Genomic DNA, 22958 nt, shown 5'->3' with positions numbered 1-22958 from the left:
ACATTGCATGGGCGATGACAGCCCACTGATGCATTAATAAGCGTGATTGCTTTCGTCCTCGATGTCGCGTTTTTCCACCTTACCCCATAGAACTTTGTAGACCCATGATGTGTAAGCAACGATGAGCGGCAGGAAGATCAACGTCACCACGAGCATGATGAACAGCGTCATATGGCTCGACGATGCATCCCAAACAGTGAGGCTTGAACGCAAGTCAACGGACGATGGCAGAATGAACGGGAACATTGAAACGCCAACCGAAGCAATAATCCCAAAGATTGAAACGGCACCAAATAGAATCGGCGCGAGTTCCCTTCCCATCCGCAACGCGATAAGCACAAGCAACGGTCCCAGAATACCCAGTGCCGGTGCGATGAGCAGCACAGGATAGTTCATATAGTTATCGAACCAGGCTGCATGGTCCAGCTCAACGACCTTGCGTAGCGGATTTGACGGACCGTCCGGCACCACAGTGCTGGTGATCTTATAACCCGAAACCCATATCCAGCTGATAACACCAGCAAGGACATACAGGGCTGTGGTCGTGATGGCTGCAACACTACCATAAGCGCGAGCCCGTGCCTGAACCGTACCAGTTGTTTTAAGCACGAGCCACGACGCCCCATGCATAACCAGCATAGCGACAGACAGCAGGCCGCACAGCAGCGCAAAAGGATTGAGCAGACCGAAGAATGTTCCGTCATAGAAAATCTGAAGATCTCCATTGAAACGGAACGGAACGCCCTGCAACACATTGCCAACGGCCACACCAAAGATCAGTGATGGCACAAATCCACCGATGAACAGCGCCCAGTCCCAGCCCGTACGCCATGCATCACTGTCACGCTTGGAACGGTATTTGAAGCCGACCGGACGCAGGATAAGAGCGAACAATATGGCAAACATTGCCAGATAGAAGCCCGAGAAGGACACGGCATATAGGGGTGGCCATGCTGCAAAGATGGCACCGCCACCAAGGATTAGCCAGACCTGGTTGCCCTCCCATACAGGCCCGATTGTATTGATGACAATCCGTCGTTCGATGTCGGTTTTCCCGACAAACGGCAGAAGCGTGCCAACTCCAAGGTCAAAACCATCCATTGCGGCAAAGCCGATCAGCAATACGCCGAGCAGTACCCACCAGATGACGCGCAGTGTTTGATAGTCCAACAAATCGCTGAGTATCATATTCTTTACTCCGCCGGTGCAATGCTTGCAGGTGCGAGAATTGCTTCCGGTTTACTGTCGGGTTCAGGTCCAGCCTTGATTGCGCGCAACATCAGGCCCATTTCGATAATGAACAGGACTGTATAAATTGCGATAAAACCTACAATCGTCATCAGAACCGTAGAAGCACCAAGATTGGAGACGGCAACGGCGGTCGGCAGAATACCTTCAATAATCCATGGCTGACGCCCGAACTCGGCAACGATCCAGCCCATTTCCGCTGCAATCCACGGAAGTGGTATCGCAAAAACGGCGACCTTCAACAGAAACGGATAATGATCGAGCTTACGACGTGCAGACAAGACAAAGAATGTCCCTGTCAGCAGAATTAGGAAGAAGCCGATGCCGACCATAAAGCGGAACGACCAGAACAACGGCAATACACCCGGCACTGTGTCATTGGCCGCCTGTGTAATCTGCGCATCTGTTGCCTGACGCGGATCATCGACATAGCGCTTGAGAAGAAGTGCATAACCCATCCACTGACTATTGTCAGCAAATGCGTCTTTCACATCCTGCGAAACAGCATTTATATCCTGCGCAGCGCGAATTTGCTGCAATGCATCATAGGCAATCAAACCCTTTCGGATATGCCCCTGCGCATTCTCAACAAGCTGTTCAATACCTTCGATAGGCGTTGTCAGCGAACGCGTGCCAATAAGACCCATGACCCATGGAATATGAACCGCATAATGCGTTTCGCGTGTTTCCTGATCAGGAAAACCAAATGCAGTGAACGAAGCCGGAGCTGGCTCAGTTTCCCACATGGCTTCGATGGCTGCAATTTTCATCTTCTGATGTTCGTTGGCGAGATAACCGCTTTCGTCACCCAGAACGACAACAGAAAGTGACGCCGCCAGACCAAAAGAGGCAGCGACAGTCATCGAACGCTTCGCAAGTTCCGTCGAACGGCCTTTCAGCAAATACCAGGCAGAAACGCCGAGAACGAAAATCGAAGCAGTTACATAACCAGCTGAAACCGTATGCACGAATTTCGCCTGTGCAACCGGGTTCATCAAAACTGCAAAGAAATCAGTGATTTCCATTCGCATGGTTTCGGGATTGAAAGCCGAACCAACAGGATTTTGCATCCAGCCATTAGCAATCAGAATCCAGAGTGCCGAGAAGTTGGAACCGGCAGCGACAGCATAAGTCGCCATCAAATGCCCGACCTTGGACAGCCGATCCCAGCCAAAGAAAAATAAACCGACAAAGGTCGCCTCAAGGAAAAAGGCCATCAGGCCTTCAATCGCCAGCGGCGCTCCGAAAATGTCGCCGACATAATGGCTGTAATAGCTCCAGTTCATACCGAACTGAAATTCCATCACAACGCCGGTTGCGACACCCATAACAAAGTTGATACCAAACAGCGTACCCCAGAATTTGGTCATCTGCCGCCAGATGAGCCTTCCGGTCATGACATATACCGTTTCCATGATGGCAAGCAGCACGGAAAGACCAAGTGTCAGAGGTACGAAAAGGAAGTGATAAAGTGCCGTGATTGCAAATTGCAATCGCGACAGGGAGACAATATCGAATTCCATCTCTTTAGCCGGGGAACCGGCCCTCCTGATGTTACGAGCTGCTGCCGGCATCTGCCGAAAACAGCCCCCTACTTATATTTCACCTCAGGGAATTGAGGATTTCGCCAAAAGGCACCTCTCCTTTGGACATTGATTGAACAAGAGCGCCTTGATCCAAAACAATTGCCCGATCACAAATCCGTGCTTCGCGCTGAATATGTGTTGCGATCAGCAGTGTACGACCCTTTGCCTGTTCTCTCAGGCGGGAAAGCACGTCATCAGCTGTCGCCTGATCAAGTCCCTCCGTTGGCTCGTCAAGAAGCCATAAAGAGGCGTCCGTCAGGAACAGTCGCGCCAATGCAAGTCGTCTGGCCTGACCGCCAGACAGCCCTAACCCGCCCTCGCCCAAAGGTGTGTTCAAACCTTCGGGCTGCGATTTCATGAATTCGCTCAGCCCTGCGGCTTCCAATGCCGCATTTAAATCCGCATCGCTGGCATCTGGATTTGCGAGCTTAAGATTGTTGCGAAGACTGTCTTTGAAAAGCTCTGTGCGTTGGGTCAAAAGTCGAGCTGGAAGCACCTTAACTTCGCCGCGTTCAACGTTAACTTCTCCTGCAAGCACGTTAAATAGCGTGGACTTGCCCGCGCCACTTGTGCCAATCACAGCAACACGCTCACCTTCCTTAATCGTCAAGTCAATTGCTTTTAAAGCAGTTGCGGTAGAACCTTCATGACGTACGACAACGCTTTGAAGTTCAATTGCATTTCCGTTTTTTGGAAGACTCATATCCTTGACATTATCCGAAGCGGAAAGCGCAGGTCCAACGCGACGCGCAGCTAATATTGTGCGTCCAAGTTCCATCGCCCCACGTCTTAGTGCAGCAAATGGTTCCATCGAACCAAGAATGATAAGAAGCCCAAGTGCAGCGACGGGCGCATTGATAAGCTGAGCCTGCATAAGGAGGCCAACACTGATCAGCCCTCCAGCCATTAAGCCAGCATGAAGAATGCCAAGCTTGGCACCCGTTGAAACTTCAATCCGATTTAAAATACGGTCACTGGATTCAATATAACTGTCGGCACGCAATATGCTGGTATTCTGATTGAGCAGCCGTCCAGCCATAATCAATTCTGTCTGCCCGGCAACCAGATCAACTGTGCGTGCGCGTAGCGCTTCTGTGCCTTTTGCGCGCTGGCGCATCGGCTTTTCGGAACGTCTTGCGGCACGAAGCGGGAAGCCCAATCCAAAAACCAGAAGCAACAATGCAAACACCAACCCAAATGCTGGATGCATCAGCCCAAGTGTTAATCCCGCGATAATGGCCGTCACAAGCGCTGCACCTGCTGGCACGAGTACGCGCAGATAAAGAGAGTCGAGCGCATCAATATCAGCCGTCAGCCTGAACAAAAGCCGTGCGGGCCGCTTGAGCAAAGCATGAGCCGCAGCGGGGCGCGCCCACGCACGAAACAGCTTTTCACGAAGAGCGGCCAGAATGGCGAGTGTTGCTTCATGTGTTACCAGTCGTTCCAAATAACGCGTGCCTGTACGCAGGATCGCAAAGAAGCGAATACCCGCTGCCGGCATGAACACATCAAAGACAATTGCAGTTGAAACGCTCAAACCTGCAATCGCCGTGGCTGTAATGAACCAACCAGAAAGCCCGAGCAGTGCAATTCCTGCCAGCACAGTCATGGTTGCGGCAACAATACCAGCGTAAAGAAGCTTGCCCTTGCTACTGAAGAAAAGGCGTAAGATAGGTCGCAGTGCCTGAAGACCATTCATTCCGCAGCCCTCTTCTGCCAGACTTCCGTCGAGGCGCCCATATCATCCAGTCGAATGATGCGATCCATGCGGCTTGCCAGCTTTTCGTCATGTGTGGAAATAATCAGCGTCTTGCCTTTGGCGAGATCGATAAGGCTGTCAGCAATGCGGCCTGCTGTCTGATGATCAAGGTGAGCTGTCGGCTCATCTGCGAGGATAATGTCTGCATTCTGATCGACCGCAACGCGTGCCAAAGCCAGCCTGAGTGCTTCACCGCCAGAGAGACCGGCGCCATTTTCGCCAATAACGCCTGCGCCAGTAACGCCCGCGACATGGCCAAGCGCCATCTGCTCAACGATAGTTTGCGTTTTCTTGGCATCAGCGTCACGGCCTAAAGTGATATTAAATCGCGCACTGCCAGCAAATATATGTGGCTTTTGCCCCACCCATCGCATCCTTGAACGCAGAGTTGTCGCTGTTTCATCCTCAAGAACAATGCCACCAATCCGGATTTCGCCCGTCTGCGGCGCAGCAAGCCCTGCAATCAAAGCCAGCAATGTCGACTTGCCATAGCCACTGGGAGCAAGGATCGCGACATGTTCACCTGGCTCAACATCGAGATTGAACCCTTTGAAGATGTCTGGTCCATTGTCATAGTTGAAACCAACATCCCGCATGATCAGCGAAGGTTCGGTTTCGAATTTACTTGCTTGCTGAGCTGCGCCCAGAACGGGCATTTCATGAGCGGCGAGATTTTCAAGCGCATCAATCGCAGCTTCACCTGATGCGCGATCATGCCAAACGCTTGAGAGATCACGCAGAGGCTCGAAAAACGCAGGTGCAAGCAGAAGGATAAAGAGCCCTTCGGCAAGTGTGAGCTTATGGCCCCACGCACCAAAATCGAGCGTTCCGAGAAGATGGAATCCAATATAAACCGCAACCATGGCAACGCCGATAGCGGCGAAAAGCTCAAGAACCGCCGATGAAAGAAAAGCAATCCGTAGAACAATCATCGTCTTTTTGCGCAAGGTTTCAGCATTATCGCGCAAGCGGGTTGCGGTCATATTCACGGCATGAAAGCTGCGGATGGTCGCCAGACCGCGAAGCCGGTCGAGCAGAAAACCATTCATGTCACCCAAAGCGACGAGTTGTTTTTCACTGGCTGCTTTGGCGCGCCAGCCGATCAAGGCCATAAAAATCGGGATCAGGGGAGCTGCAATCAGCAATGTCAGTGCAGCAATCCACGAAAACCACAAAACTGCCACCAGAATGGCGAGCGGCACGAGCATGACGCGAATGCGGACGGGCACAAAGCGTGATAGGTATGGAACAACCATTTCGGCCTGTTCAGCAAGAATGCTGGCCGCCTCACCAGACGATGAGCGAGACGTATCGAGCGGCGAGCGCTGTGAAAGCGCTTTGACTGCCTTTTCGCGTAGCTTTGTGAGTTCTGAACGTGCGGCATCGAAAGCCATCGACGCGCCACGTGCATCAAGCAGACTGCGGATACAACCAAGAAGAAAGAGTGCTGCGGCTAAATAATAGATTGTTGCATCAAAGCCAGTATTGGCGAGCAGGCCCACACCATAAGCAAGAATTGCGGCTTGTGGCAGCCAAATGAGTGCTGCCACTGCCTGAAGTCGCGCCCCTTTTTTAAGGAGAGTTGGGATAGGATGGCGACGCGAGCGACGTTTTTCGCTACCCTGTTGTGTCACTTCTTCCGGTTGGGCGCGCGCGACTGTCACTCTCGCTTAGGCTCCTTTTTGGCCGCTGTTCTGCCGCGTCCCAAAGCAACGATCCTGTCGGTCGTTTCCAGAAAACGCGTAACCTTGGCACCAAGCGCCAGAAGGCTGGTTAATCGATCTGTATCGAGCTTCTTGACATCATCATACCAGTTGGTGAGCCGTTCGATGAGCGCATACATGTCTTTCATGCGCTCCTGTGCGAACTTGTCTCCGTCATCTTGCGGCTGTTCCATCAACACTTCACGCAAAACTGTCAATGTCGGGTCTATCTCGCGCTTCTTGCGCTCTTCAGCGAGCGTACGCAAAATGATCCATACATCGCCGGGTGTCGTGAAAAAATCGCGACGGTCGCCCGGTATGTGCTTCAAAAGCACCAGGTTCCAGCCCTGTAATTCACGGATCCCCATCGAGACATTGGAGCGTGAAACCCCAAGCGCATCAACGATATCATCCGCACAAAGAGGTTCAGACGATAGATAAAGCAACGCATAGATTTGACCTACCGTCCGGTTGATCCCCCAGCGGCTGCCCATCTCTCCGAAGTGGAGAACAAACGACTGAACAATTGGCGTTAATTCCAAGTCTTCTCTCCCGTAAATTCTGAAGTTTCAGAAATTACTGAAATTCAGATAATTTAAATTGCCTGATCCTTCAATCCGCTTGTCTGGATGCACAGTGCATATGGACAATTGGCCGCAGTCCTCAGCACTCCTCCAAATGCCTTAGACTAGGCTTCCAACCATCATTTCTGGTCGGAAGAAGAAGGAAGCTCTTTGCTATCCTGCGTTTGATCCCGATGAATCACGGCTCGGCTAAGCAACATGAGCGTTACCGGAGTTGTGATGACCACAAAAACGGTAATCAACACTTCATGCAGAATCGGCTTAGATTGCAAGATGGAGAAAAACATGATGGAAGCGATCAAGATTCCACCTGCGCCGAAAGAAGAACCGATTGTCGGCGCATGAATGCGTTCATAAAAACTTTTAAAACGAACCAGACCAATACATCCGACAAGCGTTAAGAACGCACCGGACACGAGAAAAAATGCAATGATTATTGCAGCCCAGACGGGCAGATCACCAGCTCCGATCATTCGATCACCTCCCCGCGCATCAGGAATTTCGCAAGTGCTACAGTCGCAACAAAGCCCAATATTGAAATAATGAGTGCGGCTTCAAAATAAATGACGCTGCCGGTCCGCATACCAAATGTGAGCAGCAATAAAAGTGCGTTCAGATACAGCGCATCAGTTGCCAGCACGCGGTCTTGCGCACGCGGACCGATCAGCAAGCGATAGACCACACACCCCATCGCGGCGACCAGCATGAGTTGCGCAGCCAGAAGCGCCCAAAAAAGAATGACTGCACTCATGCTGATTGCTCCTCTTTAACAACGTCCCTCGCCCCGAATATACGGATGAGTGGCTGCTCATAGCGTTGCTTGATAAGTGCCCGCCAAGCCTTCGCATCTTCCAGATCAAGAACATGGATTGTCAGTGCCTTACGGGTGACATTGTAATCTACCCAAGCTGTTCCTGGCGTTGTTGTCACAATACAGGCCAGGACAGCCAACGCAGTTCGGTTTTCAAGCTCCAGCGGAATAACCACGAAACCCGGATGCCGTTTCTTTCGCGGTGACAGGATGAGCTTAACGACTGCGAGATTGGACGTGAGAATATCGATGCTTACAGCGCCAAACAGCCAAATCATTGTCGGGACTGAGCGCAGATGATTTTTCTGAGGCTGTAGCGCTGTCATTGCATAGCAAGCAAGCAGCGAAATAGGGATCGATAGAAGCAACTGTGCTCGTGTGAAACCATTCAGCAAAAGCCAGAAGATGATCAATGCCACAAAGAGCAACGGGAAAGGTAGAATTTTCCTCATTTTACCTGCACCGTTTCTCCGCTCACACGCGGCGCTTGCAGAACGCTATTGATGTAATCTTGCGGCGAATGAAGCGCGCGAGCCGTTGCATCCATATAGCCCATGGCTGGACCTGCACCAATTGTCAGAGCAAGACAAACGGCAAGAAGTCCGGCAATCGGCACAACTTCGCGGACAAGAACGCGTGGAACGTTGCCTTCAAGTGATGCCCAGAATGTGCGTATGCCCGTACGTGTCATTGCAATGAGCGCTGATAGGCCAGACAGCAGAATAAGCGCGATCAATGCCCAGCTTGCAGGGCTGACAGGCATTGCCAATGTCGGCGCGGCACCGTCACCATTAAACACTGCGGCGAGGATCAGGAATTTTGCAATGAAACCTGAGAACGGCGGCAGGCCAATAAGCAGAATGGCGACAACCGCAAAACACGTACCAAGAATAGCCAGGGTTGCCGGCAGGACGACACCAACTTCTTCCTCTTCTTCTTCCTCTTCGTCATCGCCATAGGCTTCGATCGTGACAGCAAGAACGTTTGCCGCCGCATCCTGACCGCGCTCGATCAATTCGATCAACAGGAAGAAAGCCGCAATCGTCAATGTCGAACTGACCATGTAAAACAGGGCTGCGCCGGTCATTGCCGTATTGCCGCTACCGATTGCGGCGAGCAGAGTGCCCGAAGATACGAGAATGCTGTAACTTGCGACACGTCCCATGGCCTGCGATGCCACCACACCAATCAAGCCAAAAGCCAGCGTAACCATACCGCCATAATAGAGCCAATCGTTACCAAAACCGTAAGATTCACCAGCCCCAATACCGAACATAAGCGGCGACAGGCGCAGCAATACGTAAATTCCGACCTTACTCATTATCGCAAAGATCGCAGCAATCGGCGCGGCTGCTGCCGTATAGGTTGGAACGAGCCAAAAATTTAGCGGCCACATACCCGCTTTCACGAGAAAAGCAACCGCGAGAATTGCAGCCCCGGCTTCGAGAAGCATGCGATCTTCAGCAGCAACTTGCGAAATCTTGTGTGCGAGATCAGCCATATTAAGCGTGCCAGTTACCCCGTAGATGAGACTGACGCCGATCAGAAACAGCGACGATGCTACAAGATTGACCGCAATGTAATGCATGCCAGCCTTAACGCGCGCCGAACCTGAACCATGCAGCGCCAAACCGTAGGATGCAGCAAGCATCACCTCAAAGAAAACGAACAGGTTAAACAGGTCGCCGGTTAGAAATGCGCCATTCAATCCCATCAGCAAAAGCTGAAAAATTGTATGGAAATTCGGGCTGGCTTTATACCAGTGCGCCAATGCAAAACTTAATGCGGCCAGTGCAAGCACGCTTGTGAGGACGAGCATCAACGCAGCAAGTCGATCCAGCACCAAAACAATACCGAAAGGCGCTGGCCAGTTGCCAATCAAATAAACGTCGGCTGCGGGCGCGATATCACTGGCAACGCCCATCAATATAAAAGCGATAACAATCAATCCAATGATCGAAATCGTGTTGATTGCCATCTTAAGCTTGCGTTTGCGTTCATCGAACAGCAGCAAAAATGCTGCTGTCACGAGAGGCAACAGTATTGGCGCGACAATGAGATGTGACTTCCAATCCAAAATCAATTCTCCTTGCCGTCGACATGGTCGGTTCGCGTCATACCGCGCGATGCAAGGAGAACGACCAGGAAAAGAGCCGTCATTGCAAATCCGATAACAATAGCAGTCAGAACCAGTGCTTGTGGCACTGGATCAGTATATTGCGCCGCTTGAACATTGATGCCTGAATCAAGCACCGGTGGCGCGTTGGTGCGTAAACGTCCCATTGAAAAAATGAAAAGATTAACTGCGTAAGAAATAAGCGCGAGACCAATTGCAACCTGAAACGTGCGCGGGCGCAGGATCAGCCATACACCCGACGACATCAAAACACCGATTGCGACAGCGAGAACGAGTTCCATCAGTTGTCCTCCTTCGCAGCAGCAAGTTTTTCAACGCGATGTTTACGAATTGACTGATGCGCCAATGCGATCAACATCAGAACCGTTGCACCAACAACAAGCCCGAAAACGCCGATATCAAACAGAAGCGCACTTGCGACTGGCATCTTTCCGACATGCGGTATATCCGCATATTGGAAGAAGGTTGTCAGGAACGGATAGCCGAAGAGCCATGCGCCCGCTCCCGTGGCTGCGGCAATCAACAAGCCGAAACCAATCCAGCGAACAGGCAGAATACGCAGGTGATCTTCAACCCAACGCGTACCGGCCGCCAGATATTGCAGAATGAATGCAATCGCTAGAGTGATACCAGCTGCAAAGCCACCGCCCGGCAGGTCATGGCCGCGCAAGATCAAATGCACAGCAAGCACGATAATGACCGGGAACAGCCATTTCATGATGACAGATGGAACTGCCAGATAATCGGTCAGGGTTTCACCCTTTTCACGATCTTCCATTGCCTCGTCATAGGCATCCTGAATTCTCTGCTGTGCGGTCGAACCCGTGCTATCAGAAGCCGGACGGAAACGACGCAGCAGCGCATAAACCGTGAGCCCAACGATGCCGAGAACAGCAATTTCGCCAAATGTATCAAATGCACGGAAATCAACGAGCGTAACATTCACGACGTTTTTGCCGCCACCGCCGGAATAGGCATTTTGCAGGAAATAATCGCCAATACTATCCGGTGATGGACGCGTCATCATCGCATAGGAGACAATAAACACACCAACGCCACTGCCAATCGCCAGCACAAAATCGCGATAACGACGAATTCTTGGACCAAACTTTACAGGAATAGGATCCGGATCTTCAAAGCGCTTCGGCAGCCAGCGCAGACCAAGAAGCAGCAGCACGGTTGTTACAATTTCAACGAGCAACTGCGTAACCGCGAGATCCGGTGCCGACAGCCAGACGAAGGTGATGCAGGTAATGAGTCCGGCCCCACCCAGCAAAATCAATGCAGCCAAGCGATGATATTTTGCCTGATAGGCAGCGCCGATGGCGCAGGCACCACCAAGAATCCAAAGACCTGCGAAGATTGGATCAACCGGCTGCACACCCAACATGCCGGCATGGATACCATCTTCAAAAATAGGCCAAGCGGCAGCAATCAATGCAAAAGCAACAACGATGCGAAGCTGCGGTTGAAGGCGTCGTGTACTCAGGAAACTTTCAGCCTTACGCGCCCAGTTCCAAGACACCGTTACCAGCACACGTTCAAAAATACGCTGGCCTTGCAAATGACGGAAAAGCGGCGGGCCGTCTTCACTGGTCGCAAGATAATTCTTGAGCGCCATGAATAGAATGACGCCACCAATCATTGCCACGATACTCATCATGAGTGGAAGATTGAAGCCATGCCAGACGGAGAGACTATATTGCGGCGTCGCATCGCCCAGTACAGACGTAACAGCCGAGTGTAGAAACGGTCCGATTGCGATATTCGGCACGATGCCGATCAACAGGCAAAGCAGCACCAACAACTCTATTGGACGACGCATCCAGTGAGGTGGCTCATGCGGAGTCTTCGGCAAATCGTGTGGTGCGGGACCAAAGAAAGTTGAATAGATGAACCGCAGAGAATAAGCGACAGTGAAAATGCCAGCAAGCGTCGCAATATAAGGCGTAACCGTATCCAATGCCGATGCCATATGGGTCTCGACAGCTTCTGCAAAAAACATTTCCTTTGACAAAAAGCCGTTTAACAGCGGCACACCGGCCATCGACGCACTCGCAACCATCGCAAGCGTGGCCGTATAGGGCATCGCTCGCGCAAGCCCGCTCAATTTTCGCATATCGCGTGTGCCGGTTTCGTGGTCGATAATGCCAGCCGCCATAAACAACGACGCTTTAAAGATAGCGTGATTGACCATGTGGAAAATTGCAGCGACCGCAGCCAACGGACTACCAAGGCTTAAAAGCGCTGTGACAAGGCCTAGATTGCTGATGGTCGAATAAGCCAGCAAGCCTTTAAGGTCTTGCTGGAAAACCGCAAAGAAGCTGCCAATCAGCAAGGTTGTGAGACCTGCGAGACCAAGTATCCAGAACCATTCTTCCGTGCCAGAAAAGACCGGCCATAAACGCGCCAGCAGGAAAACACCCGCTTTCACCATCGTCGCAGAGTGCAGATAGGCTGAAACCGGCGTCGGCGCCGCCATCGCATTCGGTAACCAGAAATGGAACGGGAACTGTGCTGACTTTGTGAAAGCCGCCATCAAAATGAGAACGAGCGTTACAGTATAGAGCGGATGCGTCCGAACGACGTTTCCAGCTTCCAAAACCTTATCGAGATCGTAGCTACCGACAATATGACCGAGCAGGAGCACGCCCGCCATCAAACAGAAGCCGCCGATGCCTGTAACGGTTAAAGCCATACGTGCGCCATCACGCGCACTTGCATTGTGATACCAATAGCCGATCAACAGGAACGAGAAGATACTCGTCAATTCCCAGAAAACGGCAAGCAGCACAATATTACCCGACAAAACTACGCCGAGCATCGATCCCATAAAGGACAAAAGGAACGAGAAGAACCGAGGGACCGGATCTTCAGGCGACATATAATAGCGCGCATAGATCACGACCAACAAACCGATGCCGGTAATCAGCATGGCAAATAGCCACGCAAAACCATCCATACGGAAGGTGATATTTAATCCATAATTGGGAAGCCAATCGATCGATCCGCGAACAACGCCGCCGTTAGCTACGATTGGGTAAAGACTTGCGGTTATGACAAAGGCGACAAGGGCAATCGCTGCTGTAAACCACGCAGAACCACTTCTATCAACTCCGCGAAATAGGCCTGTTATAGCGCTGCCAAGAAAGGGAAGAAGGACCAGCAAAAAGAGCATCCTGCCGTCCATCGTCATGCGCCCAAGGCCTCCTATCCGCAATCAAGGTTGATCCGAAGCAGGCACCGCTCATGAAAAACAGTAACAGAAACGCTCCGGTAAGGTGTCGAGAGGAATCATAAATTCCGATGTCTTTATTATGACCGGCTAGGCACTTTTATGGCAATAGCTTTCAATGGCTTATCGCGTTATTTTGAATCATTTTATTGTAGAATGAACCGCAAAGATTAGTTTCGAGGCATGTATTTCCCATGTGGCCGCTCTTTATCGGTCATATTGACGCGAAAGTTTTGCATTCAAATGACAAGGCATAAATTCATTTGATTAGCGATTCCTAACCTTCGACAAGCGCCGCAGCCAATTGTGCTGCCTGTGAGCGTATATCTGGAACAGCTGTCACCTCCCAGAACAAGCCCTTTGTTAGCGGGCCAATTGCAAAGAATGGTCCCGCCGGTTCTCCGCGGGCATTCAGCAACTGCAAATCTGAAGTTACATCGAGACCCAGATCGAGTGGATCAGGCCTTCCCAAACCGTTTTCCATAAGACTCATTAAAGCGGCATTTCGTGTTATGGAAAAGCGCGTGCTACCGCCACGGCAATCGATAATGGATTGAACATCCAGTTCTGCTTCTTTTGAGGCATGACGCTCACGATAGCGAACTGCAATATGATCACCCTCGTCTTTGACTGATAAAAGATGTGCGGCTGTAATTGTCAGTTGGCCTGATTGCTGTGCAGCCTCAATGCGTTTTGCAATTGCAGGAGCCATGCGGTGACGATGAACATCCCACCACGGCCGTAAATGACGCAGAAAACTCTGGCGTTGCCGGATAGGTAATCGATTCCAGATATTCCGTGTATGCGGCCGAAGCGCATCAATCACGCTGCGCCAGCTTCTGCCCTCAGACTCACAGTGCGAAATCATCTTGCGAACTATGCGGATTAATGCTGGCAAACCATCAGCGATCGGCAGAGAGCTTGCTTCAATTGAAATGGGGTCAGACGGGGCATGTGCAGCTGGAACCAATCCGCGTCGTGAAATTGCATGAATTTTACCTGTATGCCCTCGATCAAGCAGTGAAATCACGCTATCGACCATCGACAATCCAGAGCCAAAGATAGCAACGGAATGTTCTGGGGGAATGTCGAAATAACCATTACTTGACCAGTACTCAGTCACATAACGCCCAGACGCCGCTATTGAGGCCTCATTACCCGTGGCAATAATTACCGCGTCTGCCGAAAAACTTTTCCCATCGACTGTTTCGACGCGCGGTTGCTCACCCTCAAATGCAATATCAGATATTTCTGCACTTTCTATCAAAATGCGCGGGGTATCTTCTCCTAGATGCGGCTTGAGAAGATCGTTGAGATAGTGGTGATAGACGCAACGGGGTGCAAAAGAATGGGCATCCCATGTTTCGTCTGTAGCATCTTCGGAATGCGTTTGAAGCCAATTTAAAAAATGGCCTGGTTCGTCCACAAACGCACTCATATTGCTGGCGCGGACATTGAGCAAATGGTTAGGATTCTGCGTCGAATAAGCAATACCGGCGCCGATGTTTCCCGAGCGTTCAAAAATACGAATATACGTTTCGGAGGACTTTTTCAGCAATTGAGCGGCCATCAGAACGCCGCTCGCGCCACCCCCCACAATAATAAATGACTTCAAATCATAATCCCCATTTGACTTATGCGAGCCGCAGAATTTACGCGCCGGCTTTTATAGGCTCTTATTTATTTCCTATAAATTTTGTCAGATTTTATAGTGAGATAAAAGTCCGACGCAGATTTTTCTAAGCCATGACTCCTAATTCGTTTCGACAAATGAAACACTGAAACCGAAATAGGCCGTATCTGTTGACAGTGTGTTTCAGAAACATGGGCTGGCTTCTCCTTCTAAAATCACAATATTTTGCAACAGAGTTTTCACTTTGCTGCATTAGGTATGCAGTGCAGAATCGCCGTAACAACAGGAACATGCACGATGAGCAATAGCTATATTGACGCTCTCAAGAAGCGCCGCACGCAGTACGCACTTGGAAAGAACCTGCCAATCTCCAAGGATGCTGTGGCGGAACTGATCCGTGAAGCAGTCAAAAACTCCCCATCTTCCTTTAACTCGCAGAGCTCCCGCGCTGTTATCCTGTTTGGAGCTGAAAGCGACAAGCTTTGGAACATTGCAAAAGAAGAACTTCGTAAAATCGTTCCTGCCGACGCATTCGAACAGACTGAAGCCAAGCTCAACAGCTTTGCAGCTGGCGCTGGTACGGTTCTGTTCTTTGAAGATCAGGACGTTGTAAAAGGCCTTCAGGAACAGTTTGCATTGTATGCAGACAACTTCCCTGTCTGGTCTGAACAGGCTGGCGGCATGGCGCAGCTCTCTGTTTGGTCGGCTCTCGCCAATGAGAATATCGGTGCAAGCCTTCAGCATTACAATCCGCTGGTTGACGCTGAAGTTGCCAAGACCTGGGGCATCCCTTCGTCCTGGAAGCTTCGCGCACAAATGCCATTCGGCTCCAATGAACAGCCTTTTGGTGAAAAGGGCTTTATGGATGATGCTGAGCGTTTCAAAGTCTTCGGATAATCCGTTCTAAATTCAAATCAAAAGCGGCTGGATTTTCCAGCCGCTTTTTTATTTGCGCCCAATTCTTTCTAACTATTGTGCGCCCTCAAAAATCGGAATCTACTAACATTGCGTGCTTGAGAATCGGCTTCCGGAGAGAAGCCCTCGAAACGCATTGATATCGATGACCAAAGGCTTGCAAAACCTGTGGTCTCCAGAGGGACAAAGTATGACGTTTACTGCACCGACGCGCCTGATGCGCTCAACCATTCCAGCTGCACTCGCTTTCGCGCTGTGTTTTTCGGCATCATCGAAAGCCGTAGAAGCTGCAACACCCGCCGATACGCTTGTGATCGCGATGAGTATCGATGACATTATTTCGCTTGATCCGGCGGAAATTTTCGAAATCACAACATCGGAAATGCTGACCAGCACCTATGAACGCTTGGTCACGACCGATATCAAAGATCCAACGAAAATCATCCCGCAGATTGCTGAAAGCTGGACTTTTTCCGACGATGGCAAGTCGATCACCTTCAAAATTCGTGATGGCTTGAAGTTTGCATCGGGCAATCCAATTACAGCACAGGATGCCGCCTACTCCATACAGCGCGCAATTAAGCTTGATAAGAGCCCGGCATTCATTCTCAGTCAGTTTGGTATTACACCCGAAAACGTCGAGCAAAATGCGGTAGCCGTTGACGATAAAACTTTTGTTTTCACGACCGGCAAGCCTTTTGCGCCAAGCTTTGTGATGAACTGCCTGACGTCCAGCGTTGCATCAATCGTTGATAGCAAACTTGTCAAAGAGCACGAGCAGAAGACGGAAAAGACCGACACCTATCCGTTTGAAACAGACTTCGGCTACGAATGGCTGAAGAACAATTATGCTGGTTCAGGTCCATTCGCACTCAAGCAATGGCGCGCCAATGAAGTGCTGCTGCTCGAACGTAATGATAACTACACCGACGCCACGCCAGCGATGAAGCGGATTATCTACCGCCACGTCAAAGAAGGCATGTCGCAACGACTTTTGCTTGAGGCAGGCGACATTGATATCGCACGCAATCTGGAACCGGGCGACATTGAGCAGCTAGCAAAGAATAGCAAGTTCAGCGTCATCAACGCTCCGAAGGGCCGCGTTTATTATCTATCGATGAACCAGAATGTGCCTGAATTGGCAAAGCCAGAAGTGCGTCAGGCGCTGAAATATCTCATTGATTACGACACGATCGAAGGCACCCTGATCAAGGGAATTGGCCGCAAGCATCAGTCCTTCCTGCCGGTTGGTATGTTTGGCGCGACGGATGACAATCCATTCGACTACAATGTTGAGAAAGCCAAGGAACTGCTTGAAAAGGCAGGACTAAAAGACGGAATCAGTGTCACGCTCGACGTGCGTAACAATCAACCTTATGTCGGTATTGCTGAAAGCATTCAGCAAACGATGGCGAAGGCTGGTGTGAATGTCGAGATTTTGCAGGGCGATGGCAAGCTAACCACAACGAAAGTCCGTGCCCGTAAGCATCAGCTTGCGCTTGGCATCTGGGGACCAGATTATTGGGACCCGCATACCAATGCCGTCACCTTCACGAACAATCCAAACAATGGCGATGAAGTCAATCTGCGCACCACGGCTTGGCAGGCGTCGTGGGACATTCCTGAACTGACCGCTGAAACCATGGCAGCTGCTGAAGAGCGCGACACAACAAAGCGCGAGGCAATGTATAAAGACATTCAGAAGAAGTTTCAGGAAACAAGCCCGATCGCTGTGATCTACCAGCAGATTGAGACGGCTGTGACCGGTGCCAATGTGCACAACTTCGATATGGTGGCCGACGCCAACTATGTCGCCACGGTGACGAAAGACTAAAATAAAATGGCCGGGTGATTTACTCCCCGGCCCTTTTCTATTTCTCAAAGCTGAATGAAGGGAGTTGCTCTAATGCTGCCTTCAAAGCTTCAGACCAACTGTCCGATACCGTTTGATAATAGGGATCACTCGCTTCAAAACGTCTGTGTTCGCCCAGTTCAAGTCTATCTGCCTCATACACCTGCATATCCAGCGGCAGACCAACGGAAAGATTGGCCTTCAGCGTCGAGTCAAACGACACCAGCAGCAGTTTAACAGCATCTTCAAAGCTCATATCCGGCTGATAAGCACGCACCAGAATTGGCTTGCCATACTTGTTTTCACCAATTTGGAAAAATGGCGTATCTTCCGAGCTCTCAATGAAATTTCCTTCAGGATAGATATAGAAAAGGCGTGGCAGACCACCCCTGATCTGTCCGCCAAGAATGAAAGAAGCGCCGAAAGCATCAGCATTTTGTCCGCCAGTTGCAGAATTACTGATGACTTCTTTTACAGTATCGCCAATCAGACGCGCGACCTGAAACATTGATGGAGCATCAAACAATGAAGGATGACGCTCGTCCGGTGCTTTCATGCGTTCTTCAACCAGGCTTGCAACCGCTTGCGTTGTTGCCAGATTACCGGCAGACAAAAGAACAATCACCCGTTCGCCCGGCGTTGACCAAGTCCGCATTTTTGAAAACTTGGAAATATTATCGAGACCCGCATTCGTCCGCGTGTCCGACATGAACACAAGGCCACGATCAATTTTCATTCCAACGCAATAGGTCATCAATAATTTCCGGCAGGCAAATCTTAAGTTGAAATAATCACTGCCCTACATTGATGTGGACTGCAAGACTTTCAACCGCTCCTCCGAGCCTTACACCGGAAATCGGAGCTGCATCGCGATAATCCAAGCCCGTCGCAAGACGCACGTAGCGATCATTTGGGCAGACATTGTTTGCGGCATCAAAGCCAACCCAACCCAGCCCATCGACATGCGCCTCGGCCCAGGCATGGCTTGCCGTCTGTTCATCAGTGCCTTCCATCAGCAGATAGCCAGAAACGTAGCGTGCCGGGATTTTTAGCAACCGCGCGGCAGACAGAAAAATGTGGCTGTGATCCTGACAAACACCCTTCCCTACCTCCAATGCACTTTCGGCATTGGTCGCTACACTGGTCGTTCCGGGCATATACTCCACGGACGAATGAACTTTACCCATTAGTTCATGAAGTAATGCAAGACGTTCCTGAGCTCCGCCTAAATCACCCGCCAGCGCACGAATTCGCTCCCCTGGCAGTGTCAACAGCGTTTCGCGCTCAAACAGCCACAAAGGAGCATATCCATAAACAGGTCCAAGAACACCAACGCGGTCTTCCACATCGACGCTACCGCTGGCAGTTATGATAATTTCAGTGATATTCCGTGCATGCTGAACAAGATCGGTTTTGTTACCAAAACCATCAATATAAGAAACCTCTGGTTCTCCGCCTTCGATCTTCAATTCCCAATGTTTAACCATTTGGCCGGGAAGAGTTGGCGGACGCAGACGCAGGCGCTGCACTGCGTAAGGAACCGGATTTTCGTAGCGATAATGGGAAACGTGCCGAATATTGAGCAACAAGCAATCACCTCAATAAAAATTATAGGTTTCGGCGATCTCGTTGCCGAGCCGGTTGTTACGCGCGATGAACTCTGTCAGAAATTCATGCAGACCAATATCGAAAATGGCGCTGATGTCCTGATTTTGCAGTGTTGCGTAAATCTTGTCCGCTGTCTGATGACAGACATCGCTATCGCCATAATCCTTGGCCAGAAAATTCAGATGTCCATTGATGCTCTGATAGCAATGATTGAGCGAACGCGGCATACGTCCATTCAAAATAAGATAATCCGCAACATGCGCCGGGCGATAATCACCGTCATAAACCCAGCGATAGGATCTATGGGCAGAGACCGAGCGCAAAATCGACTCCCACTGATAATTATCGAGCGTGGTACCGACGTAGGAAACCGCAGGGAGAAGCACATAATATTTTACGTCGAGAATGCGGGCTGTATTGTCTGCACGTTCTATGAATGTGCCAAGCCCTGCAAAATCAAAGATTTCATTGCGCAGCATAGTGCCGTGGAATGCACCACGGATCAGTGCCGTTTCGCGCTTTATCTGATCAAGCAGTGGCGGCAGGTCAGCTTCTTTAAGTGGCTTGCACAATGATTTTTTAAGAACCATCCACGCTTCGTTGATGCTTTCCCATGCCTCGCGCGTGAGTGCAGTTCGCACCATACGCCCATTGGAGCGTGCAGTTTCCATGCAGGACATCACGCTGGATGGGTTATCCATATCGCGCAGAAGAAAGTCAGCTACATTCGCTGCATTATAAGCCTGATATTTGGCTGAAAATGTCTCGCTTGCGCCAGCCGAAACGATCACCGAGGACCATTCTTCCGGTGCATCCGATGTTTTGGTAAGCGCCATTCGCAATCCCGCATCCACCAGACGCGCCATGTTTTCGGCCCGCTCAATATAGCGAAACATCCAGTAAAGACCATTTGCCGTACGGCCAAGAAGCATAAATATTCCCCTTTTTACGCCCTGATCTTTTTGTCAGTTGCTGCGTGTGATGTAATTTTAATCGTCGAGCACCCAGGTATCCTTGGTGCCGCCGCCCTGACTGGAATTGACGACGAGCGAGCCTTCTTTAAGCGCTACACGCGTCAACCCACCCGGCGTGATCCGGATACGATCAGAGACCAGTACAAATGGTCTAAGATCAACATGGCGTGGCGCGAGACCGCTTTCGGTAAAGATCGGTGTGGTTGAAAGTGCCAGTGTCGGCTGCGCAATGTAATTACGCGGACGCGCTTTCAACTTTTCAGCAAAGGCATCACGCTCGGCTTTTGTAGCAGCAGGACCAACCAGCATGCCATAGCCGCCCGAACCGTGCACTTCCTTAACGACAAGATCGGCCAGATTGTCCAACACATAAGCAAGACTATCCGGTTCCGAGCAGCGCCACGTCGGCACATTTTCCAAAATCGCCTTACGACCTGTATAGAATTCGACGATTTCCGGCATATAGGAATAAATCGCCTTATCATCGGCGATACCTGTCCCGGGTGCATTCGCAATCGTGATATTACCGGCCCGATAAACATCCATGATACCCGGAACGCCAAGCGTAGAATCCGGCCTGAATGTCAGTGGGTCGAGATAATCATCGTCAACACGCCGATACAGAACATCAATCGTGCGATAGCCTTTCGTTGTGCGCATCGCCACACGACCATCGACAACACGCAGATCGCTACCCTCAACCAGTTCAACACCCATCTGATCGGCCAGAAACGCATGTTCAAAATAGGCAGAATTATAAATACCCGGTGTCAGAACAGCGACCGTTGGCACACCTTGCGTTCCGGGTGGTGCAACACTTGCCAGTGATTGGCGTAGCAGTTGCGGATAGTTCTCTACGGGGCGCACTTTAACATTCTGAAACAGCTCTGGAAAAAGCTGCATCATCGTTTCACGGTTCTCCAACATGTAAGAAACGCCGGACGGCGTGCGCGCATTGTCCTCAAGAACATAGAACTGGTTTTCAGCTGTGCGCACAATATCGACGCCGATAATATGCGTATAGACATTGCCCGGCGGACGAAAGCCGATCATCTCAGGCAGAAAAGCCTCGTTGTTGGTGATCAGCTCTTTCGGAATACGCCCTGCCCGCACAATCTCCTGACGATGATAAATATCATCGAGAAATGCGTTGAGCGCCATCACACGCTGCTCGATGCCTTGCGAAAGCTTGCGCCATTCCTGACCCGAAATAATACGCGGGATAATGTCAAACGGGATTAGCCGCTCAGCCGCATCTTCATCGCCATAAACTGCAAAGGTAATGCCGGTTTTGCGAAAGACACTCTCGGCATCCTGAGTTTTCTGCAGGAGTTTATGCTGATCCTGCTCGTCGAGCCATTGTTTGAGAAATTCATATGGTTGGCGGACACCCTTGCCCTGTTTAAGCATCTCATCAAATGGCTTCACTGAATTCCCCTTATTTTTAGCACATAGTCGGCTTCAAATTAGAGAAATGCAAGTGTACTAATTATGCAAAAGAGCAAAGCAGGGTTGCGCAATTTCGTCGCGACATAACGGAGGTTGATAGCGATAATTCGCGAAAATCAGCCTGGTCGATGCGCTTTCACGACAGACGGATCAGTTTCAATACGTCCTGCACCAATCAGGTCGAGGCAATAAGGCACAGCTGGAAAGATCGCCTGCAAGGTCATTGCAATCGAAGCAGGTTTCCCCGGAAGGTTGAGAATAAAGCTTTTACCGCGACTGCCTGCTGTCTGGCGCGACAAGATCGCTGTGGGCGTTTGCTGAAGACTTACGCGACGCATTTGCTCACCAAAGCCCGGTAACTCTTTATGGAGAACAATCTTCATCGCTTCCGGGGTTTCATCGCGTGGGCTTGGTCCGGTGCCGCCAGTCGTCAGAATGAGATCGCATTCAACATTGTCGGCGAGATCAATCAACGTGTCTCGTACAGATATTATACCGTCCGGTATAACGCGCCTTATCGTTTCATAAGGCGTGACAATCGCGCTGTTAAGCCAATTTTCGATAGCTGGCCCGCTTAAATCTTCGTACTCACCACGACTTGCGCGGTCAGAGACTGTAACGATGCCGATTTTCACTATCTCTTCCTTTTTATTAAGACACTCAGTCAATTTATAGCGATATGCACTGCAATTGTGATGGTTTTGAAACTGTCTCAGAGAAGCCTGAATGATACATATCAGACCTATCTTAAAATGCTGTTGCTTTATTTAGAAATACGAGCTTCAATCATGTAATTGATGGGGGAGAACAAAATGCCATTCAGAGGCAAAGAGTATCACGGAACGTTCGCACCCGAAGATTTGCAGCTGATGCAGGCTGCATATAATCGAAGCTGCGCGTTGTTAGACCGCTGCCCGACAACGCATGAGGCGAAAAATGAGCTCGCCCGCGTTATTATCAGAACATATCAATCTGGTGAATATGATCCAGAAAAGATTGCTGCAATCGCAGCGCGAGTGGAATTAATGCGCAGTTGAAATCTGTTACACAATGTAAACTATCCTGTTATATGGTAGTATAGCTTTAAGATTTACTACAGGCTTGCCTTTACAAGCGAAATGCAAGTTGTGAGATTCGGTCCATCACGACCAACAATGAATGAACCAATATGCCGTTCTCGAGGGATTACTATTTTAAGCGTTTTAGCCCTGCTGTTCTCGAGCAGTTGCAGGTGGCTTTTGTTATGTCTTGTCAGCGTCTGGGACGCTGCCCGGTAACGTCACCACAAAAAGATGAAATGGCCCGCGAGATTATCCAGATTTATGAATGCGGTATTTCCAGCCCAGATAAAATCGCTGATTTGATGATGCAGATTGAAAGCGTAAAGCCAAAGCCTTTTGCAGAGCAAATTTTTGAGCAAGATTTCGATCAATCTGTTAAACGCGCTTGATCCATAAATATTAA

Annotated in this window: 21 protein-coding genes; 4 read left to right on the top strand and 17 right to left on the bottom strand. The window is 50.3% G+C overall.

Annotation, left to right across the window (positions count from 1 at the left end; all coding sequences use genetic code 11):
* Positions 1 to 33: 33 nt before the first annotated feature.
* From cydB to U2P60_RS05255, 12 genes are all read right to left on the bottom strand, one after another.
* Positions 34 to 1188, bottom strand: coding sequence for a cytochrome d ubiquinol oxidase subunit II (gene cydB, locus U2P60_RS05310; RefSeq protein WP_413571662.1), 1155 nt, complete (start codon positions 1186 to 1188; stop codon positions 34 to 36).
* Positions 1189 to 1193: 5 nt separating this feature from the next.
* Positions 1194 to 2822, bottom strand: a complete 1629-nt coding sequence (locus U2P60_RS05305; RefSeq protein WP_413571661.1) for a cytochrome ubiquinol oxidase subunit I — start codon at positions 2820 to 2822, stop codon at positions 1194 to 1196.
* Positions 2823 to 2850: 28 nt separating this feature from the next.
* On the bottom strand, positions 2851 to 4533 hold the full coding sequence (cydC, locus tag U2P60_RS05300) for a thiol reductant ABC exporter subunit CydC (protein WP_413571660.1): 1683 nt from the start codon (positions 4531 to 4533) through the stop codon (positions 2851 to 2853).
* Positions 4530 to 6182, bottom strand: a complete 1653-nt coding sequence (cydD, locus tag U2P60_RS05295; RefSeq protein WP_413572001.1) for a thiol reductant ABC exporter subunit CydD — start codon at positions 6180 to 6182, stop codon at positions 4530 to 4532. The genes cydC and cydD overlap by 4 nt, the downstream gene beginning before the upstream one ends.
* 71 nt (positions 6183 to 6253) lie before the next feature.
* Positions 6254 to 6838, bottom strand: a complete 585-nt coding sequence (locus tag U2P60_RS05290; RefSeq protein ID WP_313829560.1) for a GbsR/MarR family transcriptional regulator — start codon at positions 6836 to 6838, stop codon at positions 6254 to 6256.
* A gap of 161 nt (positions 6839 to 6999) precedes the next feature.
* On the bottom strand, positions 7000 to 7353 hold the full coding sequence (gene mnhG, locus U2P60_RS05285; protein WP_313829559.1) for a monovalent cation/H(+) antiporter subunit G: 354 nt from the start codon (positions 7351 to 7353) through the stop codon (positions 7000 to 7002).
* Positions 7350 to 7631, bottom strand: a complete 282-nt coding sequence (locus U2P60_RS05280; protein WP_313829558.1) for a K+/H+ antiporter subunit F — start codon at positions 7629 to 7631, stop codon at positions 7350 to 7352. The genes mnhG and U2P60_RS05280 overlap by 4 nt, the downstream gene beginning before the upstream one ends.
* Positions 7628 to 8143, bottom strand: a complete 516-nt coding sequence (locus U2P60_RS05275; protein ID WP_413571658.1) for a Na+/H+ antiporter subunit E — start codon at positions 8141 to 8143, stop codon at positions 7628 to 7630. The genes U2P60_RS05280 and U2P60_RS05275 overlap by 4 nt, the downstream gene beginning before the upstream one ends.
* Entirely contained in the window at positions 8140 to 9768 is a 1629-nt protein-coding gene (locus U2P60_RS05270) for a monovalent cation/H+ antiporter subunit D (RefSeq protein WP_413571656.1), read from the bottom strand. Before U2P60_RS05270 ends, U2P60_RS05275 begins: the two co-directional genes overlap by 4 nt.
* Positions 9769 to 9770: 2 nt before the next feature.
* Entirely contained in the window at positions 9771 to 10109 is a 339-nt protein-coding gene (locus U2P60_RS05265) for a Na+/H+ antiporter subunit C (RefSeq protein WP_313829554.1), read from the bottom strand.
* Entirely contained in the window at positions 10109 to 13024 is a 2916-nt protein-coding gene (locus tag U2P60_RS05260; RefSeq protein ID WP_413571655.1) for a monovalent cation/H+ antiporter subunit A, read from the bottom strand. The genes U2P60_RS05265 and U2P60_RS05260 overlap by 1 nt, the downstream gene beginning before the upstream one ends.
* 316 nt (positions 13025 to 13340) lie before the next feature.
* Complete coding sequence (locus U2P60_RS05255; RefSeq protein WP_413571653.1) at positions 13341 to 14678, bottom strand: FAD/NAD(P)-binding protein; 1338 nt, start codon at positions 14676 to 14678, stop codon at positions 13341 to 13343.
* Positions 14679 to 14993: 315 nt separating this feature from the next.
* Between U2P60_RS05255 and U2P60_RS05250 the strand changes: the two genes are divergently transcribed.
* Complete coding sequence (locus tag U2P60_RS05250; protein WP_313829550.1) at positions 14994 to 15593, top strand: nitroreductase family protein; 600 nt, start codon at positions 14994 to 14996, stop codon at positions 15591 to 15593.
* A 208-nt stretch (positions 15594 to 15801) separates the two neighbouring features.
* The gene (locus U2P60_RS05245; RefSeq protein ID WP_413571652.1) at positions 15802 to 17445 is read left to right on the top strand and encodes an ABC transporter substrate-binding protein; all 1644 of its coding nucleotides are present in this window, start codon (positions 15802 to 15804) and stop codon (positions 17443 to 17445) included.
* Between the two features lie 37 nt (positions 17446 to 17482).
* On the opposite strand, the gene U2P60_RS05240 is transcribed toward U2P60_RS05245, so the two are convergent.
* From U2P60_RS05240 to mog, 5 genes are all read right to left on the bottom strand, one after another.
* On the bottom strand, positions 17483 to 18217 hold the full coding sequence (locus U2P60_RS05240) for a peptidase (protein ID WP_413571651.1): 735 nt from the start codon (positions 18215 to 18217) through the stop codon (positions 17483 to 17485).
* Between the two features lie 37 nt (positions 18218 to 18254).
* On the bottom strand, positions 18255 to 19052 hold the full coding sequence (locus tag U2P60_RS05235) for a transglutaminase family protein (protein ID WP_413571650.1): 798 nt from the start codon (positions 19050 to 19052) through the stop codon (positions 18255 to 18257).
* A gap of 9 nt (positions 19053 to 19061) precedes the next feature.
* The gene (locus tag U2P60_RS05230) at positions 19062 to 20003 is read right to left on the bottom strand and encodes an alpha-E domain-containing protein (protein WP_413571649.1); all 942 of its coding nucleotides are present in this window, start codon (positions 20001 to 20003) and stop codon (positions 19062 to 19064) included.
* Between the two features lie 57 nt (positions 20004 to 20060).
* Positions 20061 to 21473, bottom strand: a complete 1413-nt coding sequence (locus tag U2P60_RS05225; protein WP_413571648.1) for a circularly permuted type 2 ATP-grasp protein — start codon at positions 21471 to 21473, stop codon at positions 20061 to 20063.
* 137 nt (positions 21474 to 21610) lie between these two features.
* Positions 21611 to 22129, bottom strand: coding sequence for a molybdopterin adenylyltransferase (mog, locus tag U2P60_RS05220; RefSeq protein ID WP_313829542.1), 519 nt, complete (start codon positions 22127 to 22129; stop codon positions 21611 to 21613).
* 177 nt (positions 22130 to 22306) lie between these two features.
* Between mog and U2P60_RS05215 the strand changes: the two genes are divergently transcribed.
* On the top strand, positions 22307 to 22531 hold the full coding sequence (locus tag U2P60_RS05215) for a hypothetical protein (protein WP_250041983.1): 225 nt from the start codon (positions 22307 to 22309) through the stop codon (positions 22529 to 22531).
* A 131-nt stretch (positions 22532 to 22662) separates the two neighbouring features.
* Complete coding sequence (locus tag U2P60_RS05210; RefSeq protein ID WP_413571647.1) at positions 22663 to 22944, top strand: hypothetical protein; 282 nt, start codon at positions 22663 to 22665, stop codon at positions 22942 to 22944.
* Positions 22945 to 22958 lie beyond the last annotated feature (14 nt).

This window comes from Brucella sp. H1_1004 (assembly GCF_047308065.1).
Taxonomy (GTDB): domain Bacteria; phylum Pseudomonadota; class Alphaproteobacteria; order Rhizobiales; family Rhizobiaceae; genus Brucella; species Brucella pseudogrignonensis_B.
Note: the sequence above shows the minus strand (reverse complement) of the source record. Positions and strands in the feature narration are given on the sequence as shown.